General features: G+C 46.7%; 13 protein-coding genes. 2 read left to right on the top strand and 11 right to left on the bottom strand.

The genetic code is table 11. The features are described 5' to 3' along the window. Window positions 1-29 precede the first annotated feature (29 nt). From ACFVRY_RS05935 to ACFVRY_RS05920, 4 genes are all read right to left on the bottom strand, one after another. Window positions 30-455: a hypothetical protein gene (locus ACFVRY_RS05935; protein ID WP_387498287.1), complete on the bottom strand. Its 426-nt coding sequence runs from the start codon at window positions 453-455 to the stop codon at window positions 30-32. 28 nt (window positions 456-483) lie between these two features. Beyond that, a complete protein-coding gene (locus ACFVRY_RS05930; RefSeq protein ID WP_387498285.1) occupies window positions 484-1,218 on the bottom strand; it encodes a DUF7832 domain-containing protein in 735 nt (244 codons plus the stop codon). A 309-nt stretch (window positions 1,219-1,527) separates the two neighbouring features. Further along, window positions 1,528-2,235: a DNA alkylation repair protein gene (locus ACFVRY_RS05925; protein WP_387498283.1), complete on the bottom strand. Its 708-nt coding sequence runs from the start codon at window positions 2,233-2,235 to the stop codon at window positions 1,528-1,530. Between the two features lie 294 nt (window positions 2,236-2,529). Continuing rightward, complete coding sequence (locus ACFVRY_RS05920) at window positions 2,530-3,252, bottom strand: RibD family protein (RefSeq protein ID WP_387498282.1); 723 nt, start codon at window positions 3,250-3,252, stop codon at window positions 2,530-2,532. Window positions 3,253-3,451: 199 nt separating this feature from the next. On the opposite strand from ACFVRY_RS05920, the gene ACFVRY_RS05915 reads away from it, so the two are divergent. Beyond that, the gene (locus tag ACFVRY_RS05915) at window positions 3,452-4,009 is read left to right on the top strand and encodes a TetR/AcrR family transcriptional regulator (protein ID WP_387498280.1); all 558 of its coding nucleotides are present in this window, start codon (window positions 3,452-3,454) and stop codon (window positions 4,007-4,009) included. A gap of 94 nt (window positions 4,010-4,103) precedes the next feature. Here the strand turns inward: ACFVRY_RS05915 and ACFVRY_RS05910 are convergent, their stop codons facing one another. From ACFVRY_RS05910 to ACFVRY_RS05895, 4 genes are all read right to left on the bottom strand, one after another. Further along, window positions 4,104-5,021, bottom strand: coding sequence for a poly(ethylene terephthalate) hydrolase family protein (locus tag ACFVRY_RS05910; RefSeq protein WP_387498278.1), 918 nt, complete (start codon window positions 5,019-5,021; stop codon window positions 4,104-4,106). A 91-nt stretch (window positions 5,022-5,112) separates the two neighbouring features. Further along, window positions 5,113-5,643 (bottom strand): pyrophosphohydrolase domain-containing protein, encoded by a 531-nt coding sequence (locus tag ACFVRY_RS05905; RefSeq protein ID WP_387498276.1) that lies wholly within the window; start codon window positions 5,641-5,643, stop codon window positions 5,113-5,115. 175 nt (window positions 5,644-5,818) lie between these two features. Further along, window positions 5,819-7,111 (bottom strand): hydroxylamine reductase, encoded by a 1,293-nt coding sequence (gene hcp, locus ACFVRY_RS05900; RefSeq protein ID WP_387498274.1) that lies wholly within the window; start codon window positions 7,109-7,111, stop codon window positions 5,819-5,821. 222 nt (window positions 7,112-7,333) lie between these two features. Further along, a complete protein-coding gene (locus tag ACFVRY_RS05895; protein ID WP_387498272.1) occupies window positions 7,334-8,047 on the bottom strand; it encodes an SDR family oxidoreductase in 714 nt (237 codons plus the stop codon). Between the two features lie 131 nt (window positions 8,048-8,178). On the opposite strand from ACFVRY_RS05895, the gene ACFVRY_RS05890 reads away from it, so the two are divergent. Then, a complete protein-coding gene (locus ACFVRY_RS05890; protein ID WP_387498270.1) occupies window positions 8,179-8,631 on the top strand; it encodes a MarR family winged helix-turn-helix transcriptional regulator in 453 nt (150 codons plus the stop codon). 88 nt (window positions 8,632-8,719) lie between these two features. Here ACFVRY_RS05890 and ACFVRY_RS05885 read toward each other — a convergent pair whose 3' ends face one another. From ACFVRY_RS05885 to ACFVRY_RS05875, 3 genes are all read right to left on the bottom strand, one after another. Then, window positions 8,720-9,976, bottom strand: a complete 1,257-nt coding sequence (locus ACFVRY_RS05885) for an APC family permease (protein ID WP_387498268.1) — start codon at window positions 9,974-9,976, stop codon at window positions 8,720-8,722. Window positions 9,977-10,159: 183 nt separating this feature from the next. Continuing rightward, complete coding sequence (locus ACFVRY_RS05880; protein ID WP_387498266.1) at window positions 10,160-11,068, bottom strand: LysR family transcriptional regulator; 909 nt, start codon at window positions 11,066-11,068, stop codon at window positions 10,160-10,162. 426 nt (window positions 11,069-11,494) lie between these two features. Next, on the bottom strand, window positions 11,495-12,682 hold the full coding sequence (locus ACFVRY_RS05875) for a mandelate racemase/muconate lactonizing enzyme family protein (protein ID WP_387498264.1): 1,188 nt from the start codon (window positions 12,680-12,682) through the stop codon (window positions 11,495-11,497). Window positions 12,683-12,745 lie beyond the last annotated feature (63 nt).

Below are 12,745 nucleotides of genomic sequence, written 5' to 3'. Positions count from 1 at the left end.
AAACACAAACAACGCGTGCCGATTAAATATTAGCACGCGTTGTTTGTATCAATATTTTCACTAAAAACCACGTAAATGCAGAGTTGCCCTGCCGGGATATCGCCTGCATCGTAACCCAAGAGAAACGGACTGTCTTTTTCAAATTCGAGCCAGCTCAGTACTAACTCATTCACATCTTCATCGGGATTGGCCTCAGCGATCAGGTTGAGTTCTTTATTACCCAGCTCGCCAAATTGTTCCAACGCAAGCTTAACATTGGGCGACAACCGTTCCATATCAGCTTTGGTGGAGATGTTCGCTTGAACAGGAAGCTCGATCCCCTGATAACTAAGCGTTGCTGTATAGCAAGTGAGTGAGGTCTCGTAGCTAAGTGTCCCGGTCCATTCGACCGTATGGTCTGGTTGGGTAAGGAGATTATTGGAACAATTCAGCTCCTGCTTGTGACAGACTCCCAATCCATTTGTGCCATGACATCCTGATGGATTAATTATGTTTAGAACTACCAACAGCTCCTTGCGGGTTGCGACGTTTCCAGTCCCGGTAACGTTCGGTAATAATCGGTTCCATGATCCCATAGTTTTCAAGTGAATCTTCCACATGATAGATGGTCGGCAAGCCAGCCGCTAATTCGTTCGTGAAATCAACCGCCATATAAAGATCGTTATGGATATTGAGGTACTCGCAGGCAAATTCATCCGCTTCATCCGACAATTCCTTTGAGCTGAGCACGCCATCCCAGTTCTTCCGGTAAAATTGAGCACCTGTCATTTCATCCCTTCTAACAAGCTCGATTTCCAGGGCATCCTCTTTGCGACTTTGTTTGCTGGACAGATCATTTTTAAGCAACCAGGTAATGAACATGCCTGTCGGGACATAGGCTTGTGCGTGATCCAGTTCTTGTGGAAAGTCACCCTCATAGTGCCATTTCGCTTTGTCGAACACGTAGATTTCTTTTTCGGCGATCTGAAACAAGATGTCCCTCGGCTCTTCAGCAAAACCCTTGTCTTTCAGTTCATCTGCCAACTCATTCAGCCGATCGATGGCCTCCTGTTTGGTGGAATATGGCTCATATTTGGGATTCATCGTTTTTCTGTCCACATACAGCCGGCCTTTAATAATATTCAGGATACAAACCTCTGTAGCTTCCGTAATGGTCAAATGTCGATAATCTTTAAAAATCTTCCCCTGTTTCGTCAATACCGTCTCTATCTTGCCCATGTTGTCACCTCGCCGTATCGTCAGTCAGCTTGCGGTTTGCAGATTTAAATCCGATTTCTAGGCACCTCATCAACTTTATTATAGCTTTCCAAGATGCAAAGAGCAGCGGACTTTTTTCCTGCTTACTTAGGTAATAAACGTGAGATCAGCCCGATTTTTTCGTAATAACGTATAGTGTCACAGCTGAATCCGGTCTTCTTGGAAATTAAACTCCATGTCAAAGAGATGATTCGAAAGAAACAACAAAGAAGACGCACAGGAGATTCCTGGCGTCTTATAATTGCTGTAGTTAGAGATTCAAAATAGCGCTTAACAACGTACATGCTTGCGTTTAAACCCGAGCTCCCCTTTATCTATCGCCTTTTGAAGGCGTTCAGATGCAACTAGAACTTTGCTTTTTTTCTTCGCAAGATCAACTTCAACCGGACCTACTGCTTTAGCAGTTTCGAACGCTTTATCATGGAGAGGCACATAGGACACCCCTACTGTGTAGATAAAATTATTCATAGCGAATTTTGCGCGCTCGGGAGCAGCATGGATCGTATTTTTCACAAGATCAAGCATGTTAGCAATTTTGCTCTCGGAAAATTCAGCGTCCGGGCGATTTCCCAGCAGCCAGCAATAGCAGCTCCAGCCCGCAGACATTCTCAGTTCATCGCCGCTTGAAATCCACTTGTCAGCCACTTCCTGAGCAATATCTGCCTCTGCCAACGTTACCGCCACCACAAAATCGGACAGCATATAGAAATAAGCGCCGGCGATCCAACGTTCAAAGTCTGCTGCTGTCATCGCTTTGGGATCGGCAATAATTCCGGCAAAATACATGGCGTCGTAGTTCCCCGTTGCATAAAGTTGCTCAGACAACGCTTGATTTATTTTTGTTTTTCGGAAAATAGGCTTCATTTGACCTGTAGCCACACCAAAAAGCGGTTCATGTGCGCCGTTCGACTGGTAGATTTTCTTGGTTCTTTCCTTGCCAAGCGCTTCAAGCTCCTGCATTACCATTTCAAAATCCATTCTTTAACACTTCCTTTGGGTCTTTTATCAAAGATAACGGCGCTCAATGAGGAAATTCTGCGATTTCATGCACATTACCAAACGGATCAACGAATGCAGCATATCGCCCCTTTACTTTTTTAGAATACCATTTTGCTATATTAACATAGAAGGATCACAGAAACATTTTAAAAAAAATGCCTTCTAAGTTATTGTAATATTTATATGGGTTGCCTTGTTTGTTGAATAGTCTGTACACTCTAACGCAAAAAAATCCACTTAAGTCTCTCCTCAAGTGGATTTTTGCAATGAATTTTATCTATTAATTGTGTAATTCAAATATATGCCGTTAGACTCTAATTTTCGAACTTCTCTTAATATAAATCGTGCCGCTGGTTGTTTCACCAGAGAATCTGGTTTGGCAAATAAGGCTTGTGTACTTGTATCCCCATCGGCTGTTGGAGTAATTAATAAGCTTAATTCATCAACGAGTCCCTCATTTAGAAAAGTACCGTTCAAATAAGCTCCCCCGTCCAACATCATTTCCTGGACACCAAGCAAGGTATGAATCTTTCTTAATACTTCATGCAAATCCAGTTGTTCTTTACCGCCAAAAATATAAGAAATCCCTAAATCGCGTAAATATGTTAAGTATTCATCTGCTACATCCTCAGTGATCACCACTACAATATGTGATTCCACTTTTAACTGAAACGATGTCGGGATTGTGTTTTGAGTCCATCTTAATTTTCCTTTAGGGTCTACTGCAATGACATATCTTTCAGCATGAGCATCTGCAATAAAATCTGTCCTTGGTACTGCTAAGGTGATACCTCCCTTAAATTCCACCTTTTCTCCAAAGGCAAAATTCCCTTCCATAGTCACCCTGCCGCACATCCAAGCCTTAGGATTATAGCTTTCCTGGATTTCTACATATTTCAAATACAAAGATTGTGCTTCTTCTGTCTTCATGTAATCGCCATCTATTTTTCCATCCAAGGATGTCATCATGTGGCAGACAATATGAGGTCTATTCATATTTTCCTCTCCTTTATCACTACAAGTTTTCATAACAGAAAAAATATCTTTTACAAAAATCCATTCCGATCCTTGTGTGTATTAATACTCTCCTGTATATTTAATTTAAAATAGAATGATGGACAAAACAATTACCACATTTACGAATTCATGTAGTAATACTCATTTATTCTAAACTGTGTATGAAACGGAGTTTGATATGGAAGAAAAATTAGATCGAAGAACCAAAAAGTCCAGAAAAGCAATTCAATCCACATTTTTGACACTTTTACTTCATGATGGATTTGATAGTATTACTGTGAAGACTCTTACTGAAAAAGCTGATATCAGTAGAAAAACCTTCTACTTGCATTTTACTGATAAAAATGACTTATTAGATACAATCGTTCAAGAACAAATCAGAGAGCTCAAATCTACTTGCGCCGAAAGTAAAGCTAGTGATTTTATAGAAAGTACAATCATTTGGTTTCATTACTTTGAACAAAAAAAAGATTTTTTCTATGCTTTATTTAAAAGTGAAAGCACTGTATCTTTTAGAAAACAGCTTCTCAATTGTCTCATGGAACAAATCGGGGGAGAAATTCCTACTGTCGATATCACTCAAGATCGAGACCTTACAATTCGTTTCCTGAGCACAGCCGTTTTAGGTATTGTGGAATCCTTTGTTATGGATGAAATCAATTCTGACTGTGAACATATAGCCAGACAAGTCGGGAAATTACTAGAAGAGAATCTATCATCTATTTCAAATCACTAACACTGCATTAACAAAAAACGGAGAAACCTATGTCATGTCAGACCAGGTCTCTCCGTTTTCATATTTCACAACTCTGTTTCCGCCCCCAGATGAATTATTTCTGCATATTAGCCGAAGTGACATCCTTCCAATTGCTATTCGTGACAATCTCCGCATCCTTGCCTACAAAAGCGCGCTTGGCCTCAGCATCGCCCATGAGCTGGTATCTCATCCATGCTGTCAGATACCCTCTATGCTGACCGCCATCCTGTTCAATGGCTGTATGCGCAGCCCCTTTGGCCATCGCCATCATTACCGGAAGATCCGGCTTAGCTTTGCTGATCTCCAGCTTGTTGGAGGAGGCAGGCGAGATAATAAAATCACGGGTGCCGCTCAGCACCAAAAATGGTACCTTCAGTGCAGAGGTATCGTAGACATCCTTTGGATCGCAAAATTCCAGCTTCGGAAGCGCGATAGATACGACTGTTTTGATCACTTTTCCACGATCATAATTCGTATGAGCATTAATGACGCCGGTAGAGCCTTGGGAATGACCAGCCGCACCTATTCGATCAGACTGAACCCTGTGATAGAACTGACTTTTGGGGTCATTGTTCGCAGCCAGCATATATTCTATCGAGGCTAGAATTTCTTTCCCTGTTCCGGTCGTTGTGCTATAGCTGTCGATAACGATAAATCCCCAGCCTGCAAGGTGGCGGAACAGCGCATCGTATTGTTTGGGCAGAGCTCCCGTACCGTTACCCCAAGCAATCAATGGATGTCTGACATCTTTGGACTCTGGGTAGTAGACTTTGTATAGCTTTTCTCCCTTCGTCCCGGTGATCTCCGCCGTTTGGACTGCATCCTTTCCGGGTAACGCATATTTCTCTTCGATACTCCCCGTTTTGTAAGCAGCAGATACCGAGTTCACCAGTAGAAAAGATACTGTAGAGAAAGCAATAATCACAATCAGAAAAATACCGGCTACCCAATGAAACCAGCGGTTTCTGAGCACTCTCTTGATTTGTGGCATACAGGCACCCTCTCCCACGAAATATACATTGTTGTTTTGGGAACTAAGCATATTATATGGTTGTTAACACAATGTTACATCTAAGTATTTTCTACTCAAACCGTTTTCCACCCAGCTCAATTTGGCGGTTGATCTCAGCCTGGATTTTAGGCTCTGGTGCGTGGTCACGCTCCCAGTTGTCCGGTTTAATGACCTTTCCTACTTCGTTGTAATGTGGCTTGCCGTCAGGGAAGATTTTGCCCATATTCGCAGCGTGGACGATATCAAAGATCGGTTCAGGCTCCACACCTGCTTCTACGAATCCACCATTGGCGAAGTACAAAATATCCGTGAACGCATCCATCTGCCCAATCAACTGGTCGTCTGGATAGGATTTCTGCAGTTGCTTGCGGTAAGACTCAGCGGCACGGGTCATAAGATCCTCGTAAAATATAGCGAAACGCTCGTCATTTCCGGCGGTAGCATGCAACAGCTCGATTACCTCTTCCATAATAAAAGCAGCACGGTTAACCCCAAGCTTGTCTGATAGTTTTTCCGGTGCCTCAGGGGCTGGGCAGTTAAAGCCAAGGTGGAACTCTCGTACTTGTTGGAATTGTGTCTTATTCTCTGTTTTCTCTGTCATGTGTATAATTTCGCTCCTCTGTTTCTTGAATCTTCTACTATTATAACGACATCCTGCATGTTGGTCATGGAAATCATCAAATTCCTCCGCAAAAAAAAGAGCTGCATCGCACCCTGAAGTGCGAAGCAACTCCTTATTCTATCCTTAGTTCGCCTTGCTGAACAGACGCGTACGCTTACGATAGCGCCAGCATAGCGTTCATGTCTGCCTCGGCCGTTGTAATCAGCTTCAGCCCAAACATTTCAACAAGCACGTCCAGCACACCCTCCGAGATAAACTCAGGCGGCTTCGGCCCGATGCGGATATCCTGTATGCCGAGACTGAACAGCCCAAGCAGAATGGCTACTGCTTTTTGCTCAAACCAGGACAGTACAATGCTGACCGGAAGCTCGTTCACGGTGCAGCCGAAGGCATCGGCGAGGGCCAGTGCGATTTTTACAGTGGAGCCTGAATTATTACATTGCCCAAGATCTATATAACGCGGAATTCCCGTGTTCCCTACCGTCCCGTAATCTACGTCGTTGAAGCGAAACTTACCGCAAGAAGTGGTTAGAATAACCGTATCATTCGGCAGAGAGGTAGCCAGCTCACGGTAATATTCTCCCCCTTTGCCTGGTGCGTCACATCCTGCAATCACGAAGAAACGGCGGATATGACCGTCCTTTACTGCCTGAATAATCTCAGGCGCAAGCCCCAGCACCGTTTCATGATGGTACCCTGTGGTAAGTACAAGATCCGAATCCACGTTCGCCACTGGCAGCGATAACGCACGCTTAATCAGCGGGGCGAAATCTTCGCCAGTGATTTTCTCCACACCTTCCAGCCCTGCTACTTCATATGAGAAAAAGCGGTCTGCATACGTCCCTTTAATCGGCATCACACAGTTCGTAGTCGCCAGGATGGCGCCGGGAAACTGTTCAAATAATCTACGCTGGTCATACCAAGCTTTACCGATATTGCCCTTCAGATGACTATACTTCTTCAGTGCCGGATAGCCGTGGGCAGGTAGCATTTCAGAGTGGGTGTAGATGTTGATCCCCTTGCCTTCTGTCTGCCGCAGCAGCTCTTCGAGGGCATACAGGTTATGCCCAGTCACCACAATAGAATGGCCCTCGATTTTATTCTGACTGACTGTAACTGGCTGAGGGATGCCAAAGCGATCCGTATGCGCGCGGTCCAGCACATCCATAATTCGTACTGCCGCATGGCCAACCTTCATCGCCATTTCCAGATGCTCCTGCACATTAAAGTTGGAATTGGTCAGGGTCATATACAACGCTTCATGAGTGATACGGTCCACCTCAGGATCGGAGTATCCCAGTTGTCTTGCATGAGTCGCATAGGCAGCGATGCCTTTTAATGCAAAAATCATCGTGTCCTGCAAGCTCGCAATCGTCTCGTTCTTGCCGCACACCCCAACGACGGTACACCCGCCGTCTGGCGTCTGTTCACACTGATAACAAAACATATCATTATCCTCCATTCATAAATCATCAATCGTCCGTTTCAGCGTACCAGAGCGCCAAGACTCAAGGTGTGATTACACACACAGGATAATCCAAGATTCTATGTACATTTCGGAGGCCTTACCTTGCTTACTCCCACTTCCTCTACTGGCTTTATGACCACATTATGACTCGTTATAGTTATTTCTAACTTTGAAAGGTGATGACTACTGGGCAGAGGTCATTTACCAGGCAATTGGACCCTTATCATCAAAAAAACCGCCTGTTGGCCCGTTCTCATCCAGTGTCGCCAGATGGATCGCAATGGCCGCCCCTTCCTCCGGCGTGCGGGTTCCGCTGTGCCCGTTGAAATCTGTCGCCACATGGCCGGGTGCACCCGCATTAACTTTGATCGGTGTATCCGCAAGTTCTCTAGCATAGTGGACAGTAAGTGCGTTCAGCGCTGTTTTGGATGAGGAGTAGGAGATCGAAGGCTGTCCGGTAAAAGCACCCTCCGCGCCGAGAGAGCCGCGCAGACTGGAGATATTAACGATCCGGGCCGCCGGTGCTTGTCGCAGTAGTGGCAATAGCGCATTGGTGACGGCCACCACACCGAACACATTGGTCTCGTATACTTCACGGAACTCTTCCAGGGTAGCAACCCCTGGCTTGTTGCGTGAGACATTAGTTCCTGCATTGTTGATTAGAATATCTAGTTTGCCATACTGAGCAGCAATGTGTTCAGCCGCAGCCTGAATAGATGAAGCATCTGTGACGTCAAGCTGAAGACTATGGACGATTCCCTCTTGGGCAAGCTCAGCTGCGGCCACGGCCCCGCGTTCAGCATTGCGCGAACCTATCAGGACGATGATTCCTTGTTTAGCTAATCCTTCGGCGATGGCTTTACCGATGCCTTTATTGGCTCCCGTAACCAGGGCTACTTGTGAAGATGGATTCATTGATGATCTGCTCCTTTTGAGTTGATGTGTCAACCTGAATTTCAATTTGAATTATAAACCTCTTAAGTTGATGCGTCAACCAGGTGTGTAATGCTTGTTCATCTTGTCACGGCTATGATACTATGATTCACATGAACACTAACTTAAATACGGATGAACTGAATATATGGCATGCTTGGAAATCCATGCACACGGCTGCGATGAATGCTATTGCCCAGGAAATTGCAGAGCAAACGGGACTCTCTGAGGGTGATTTTGGCGTACTATCCCGCCTGAGTGAGCTTGGCGAGGGCCAGCTGCGCCAACAGGATCTTGCAGACTCTATGAAATGGTCCAAGAGCCGATTGTCCCATCATCTTACGAGAATGCAGAAACGGGGCTTGATTGAGCGGAGGCCACTGGCTTCGGAGCCAGGGGTATTGGTCGTTATCACAGCGGTAGGCCAATCGGCGATTGACAGTGCCCGCCCTATTCATGCGGCAGCCGTGCGCAAGCATCTGCTGGATCAATTAACTGTAGACGACAGGGAAATGATCCTGGCGTTGGCGACTAGACTTGCAACCTCTCCAGAGGTTAAAGAGTAACGAAAGAAGCGTCATCGGCAGCATTTGCTCGCCGAGGACGCTTTTTTATCAAGAGTATGCCCTGCTTTTTGTCCTGAATATGCTCTAGTTAGTGTTGAGAATGCAGCCCCCTGCTCCTCCACTCCCTGTAGCTAAAGAAGACGCAGAGCACAATATTGATCAACAACAGACTGCGAGAGGAATACATTCCGATGACGACCACTAGGAACAAGGAAAGTATAGCTCCCAATATAGCAACCACTCTGCTTTTTAGCAGCTTAATCCCTGCCAGTATTCCGATCAGCGCGTTCATCCCCAGAAAGCTATTCGCGATCAGAACCAGCACGCTAATATCATAAGCCCCAAGCTGCATGAACAGAATAACCCCTGCATTCACCAATCCGATGATGCCAATGGCCGCAAAAGGGGTATTGTGCTTCGTGCGTTGTCCAAGAAAAGCCGGCAAAATCCTATCTCCAGACAAAGAAGCAGTCAGCCGCGATATTCCTCCTACATATAACAGATAGGTAGAGGCACAGAGGAAGACGCCAAGCCCGGCAATGATCTGCTGCCCCTGCTCTCCGAACAACGGATACATAATTCCTCCAAGGGAATGTCCTCCCCCATCACCGGCCGGGTCACTCCACTGCATAGCCGCCGCCACTACCAGATACACACCAGCAATAACGATAAAGCTTAGACTCATCCCTCTGCGGGTCGTCTTGCGGATATCCTTCACCTCGTCCGTGTAATTCCCGATGATATCCCACCCAAAGACCGCCCAGAAGAGAATCAACACCGCATACCCGAAGGATTGAGGCTGGAAATTATCCGTAATAGCGAAGACCTTAGGATGATTGGACAGGCTAACGACTGAACCCGTGAATAAGACCACGGCAGAGACTGTCGACATCAGCAGCGATATTTTTCCAACAAAAGTAATTCTGCAAAATAGCAGCAGCACACATACCGCAGTCAAACCGTATCCGATATAAAAGGGGTCTCCCCATCCAAGCTGTGACAAATACTCACTCGCTGTCAATAAGACAGCTGCCGCTCCGACTGACACACCCGTAATCAAATACAAGGAAGACAATACTTTGATCTGTCCTCCGAACGCGCTGTTCACCGCATTGGCAATACCCGCATCGCCGGGATAACGGATACTGATCGCCCCGAAAATATAAGCCGTCAGCAAACTGACCCCGATTATGATCAGCCAAGCAACAATCGCCCACTCCCCGACCAGTTCGTAGATTGTAGGGGGCAGCATCAAGATACCCGAGCCCAGAATGGGACCGATAATCAGACCGCTGAGTGTCCAGACGCCAAGCTTTTTCTCCTTCTCACTATGTTGCCTATTCATGCCGTACCATCCTTTCCCGCTCCAAGCCTCAGTGTTCTGAAAGATACCTTTCAGCCTGCTGCTCATGTACAAGAAATTATAGTCGGCCTCTTCCTCTATAGGGTAAATCCCAATAACTATGGTGTTCCATAGCAAAAAACTATACCTTAAAGCAAGCATAGCCATTTAACTTTTCTGCACGCGCTAGACCAGGTCCTTGACCATACACTGTAATTCTTCCAAATATCGTTCTCCAAGGCGGCTCAGATTCATATTCTTATGCCTGATGGTCCCGATCTGTATCTCCTCCTCCACTTCCAGAGGGATCGCGATAAAATCATCGCCATGAATCTCCTCCCCGATAATCCCCGTCGAAATTGTGTACGCATTTAGCCCGATCAGTAGATTGACAACCGCCGCCCGGTCGGTCACTTTAATGCTCTTTTTGCGTTCCAGGTTGCTCAGAATCTCTTCCGAGAAGTAAAAGGAATTATTGTCGCCTTGCTCAAAGGACAGGTAGGGATACTCCTCCAAATCCTTAATCGTCACGCTTGTCCGTTGGGCCAGCGGATTCTGAGTGCTGATAAAGATGTGTGGCCGAGCAGTGAACAGCACGGAGAAGACCAGATCGTTTTCTTTGAGATGTTTTAGGATAATCCGGGCGTTGAAAGTGTTGATATATAACACACCGATCTCGCTGCGCAAGTTTCCGACATCATCAATAATGTCATAGGTCTTCGTCTCTCTGATCGTGAACTCATATTCATCAGCGCCATGTTCCTTGATCAGATTCACAAATGCATTAATAGCGAACGTATAGTGATGCGTGGATACGGAAAAATGCTGTTTGGCTGGCTTCGAGTGCAGATATTTCTCTTCCATGAGCTGATAATGCTCTAGCATCTGCCGTGCATAGCTCAGAAACTCCGCCCCCTCCTTCGTCACGCTGACCCCTTTATGGGTACGAATGAAGATGGAGAGATTAATCTCCTCCTCCAGTTCCTTAATGGCGTTGGAGAGGCTGGGCTGGGAGATGAACAGGCTTCTGGCGGCTTCACTAAAAGAGCTTTTATCGGCAATCTCCACCGCATATTTGAATTGCTGTAATTTCACGCAGGGCTTCCTCCATCCCAGGGTTGTTCGTCCTCAAATGATTTAAACATAAACAGCAGGTATAGAATCGTCAAGTCTCTGTGTGAAAAGACAAAGACAGGCAAGGCCCCTCATGGGTCTTTGCCTGTCTAGTCTACTCCCTCAACTAACAGCATTTTTGTGCCTTATATTTCTTGAATAGAGGTAAATCAAGAAAATAAGAGCATGAAGTATCATATTTTCCAAAAAGCGTGCTAAAAGGGGTATTGCAGAGTATTTAGGGTACAAAAATGCCGTTAATTGCATTTCGGAAATAGGTTCCGGGCTTTGTTTGTTATTGTAATGCGTATTATAACGATGCTCCACTCACTTGATCAGGATATCGACCTGATACCACGCTTAGACGCTCTTTCACTTTTCTCTACTAAGGGTGTACGTACCTCTACCCTAATGCTCCACCAGCGAACCGTCGATATGGTGGCGCAGCTTGATCGGGATTTCTCTGGGGGGATGTTTCTCCTTAAGATCTGGGGCAAGGGCAGTGCCAAGTCCGGGAGAGACAGGGACAGTCACATAGCCAGCATCGAATGTCGGAACCGAAGTAACCATGGAGGCGCCGCGCAGTGACGTACTGAACGTATGGTCAATATAGCTCGCTGTCGGATATTCGAGAATCAGAAAATTCGACAGCGCCGCTGCGGCATGCAGATTAGCGTTTAGCATAACCGGTGAGAACGGATTGTGCGGAATAATCTGCACATCGTAAGCTTCCGCCAGCGCAGCAATCTTGCGCAGCCCGGTAAAGCCGCCGCATAATCCGATGCAGGGCCGGATATAGCGGGCACCCCCTGCTTGAAGCAGCCGCTGGAACTCATGGAGCGAGTAGATCCGATCACCAGTGGCAATCGGTACGCCAATCGAACGCTGGACCTCAGCCATGGCCTCTAAGGAATCGGGCCGGATCGGGTCTTCGAGGAACAGCGGCTGTACGGATTCCAATGACCGTGCGAAGCTGATCGCTTCGCCGGGTGACAGACGGCGATGCAACTCGATGCCGAGGTCGAGATCATCGCCTACAGCTTCACGTACAGCGTGCAGCACCTCCAGTGCCGAGGACATCCTCTTGGCATAAGTGGCGTTCAGCGGAATGTCCGAGGAAGCGTCCAAGAACGGATTCAGATGTCCTACAGCTGTGAAGCCCGCTTCCTTAAGGGCCGTGACATTATTTATCACTTCTTCCTGGTCTGCTCCTCTGACCTGGCCGTACACTCTGACGCGGTCGCGTAATGCGCCGCCAAGCAACTCATGCACAGGTACCCCAAGTCGTTGTCCCTTCAGATCCCATAGCGCGATATCAATCGCGGATACAACCCCCATCAGAATGGAGCCGTGATAGCTGCCAAAACGGCTTAACGCCTGCCAGTGATATTCAATCCGGTCAGCACTCTGCCCGGTCAAGTAATGTCCAGCCTTCTCTGCCAGTGTAGCCGCGGCTTCCAGATGTGACCATACCCCAATCTCGCCAACGCCGACCAGGCCGTTTGCCGTCTCAATTTCCACAAAAGCATGCATATCCGCCAGAATCGGTTCCACCCGAACAATCTCGTGGTCCCGATGTGCCGTCGTCTTGCTCATTTCTCCACCCTCCAACGCGTATTTCAACTATTCGGTGCCAGTCCCCATGTATTTCATTAAACT

Source organism: Paenibacillus sp. NPDC057934, assembly GCF_042887565.1.
Classification (GTDB): Bacteria; Bacillota; Bacilli; order Paenibacillales; family Paenibacillaceae; genus Paenibacillus_AQ.
This window is presented reverse-complemented; position numbering and strand designations above follow the sequence as displayed.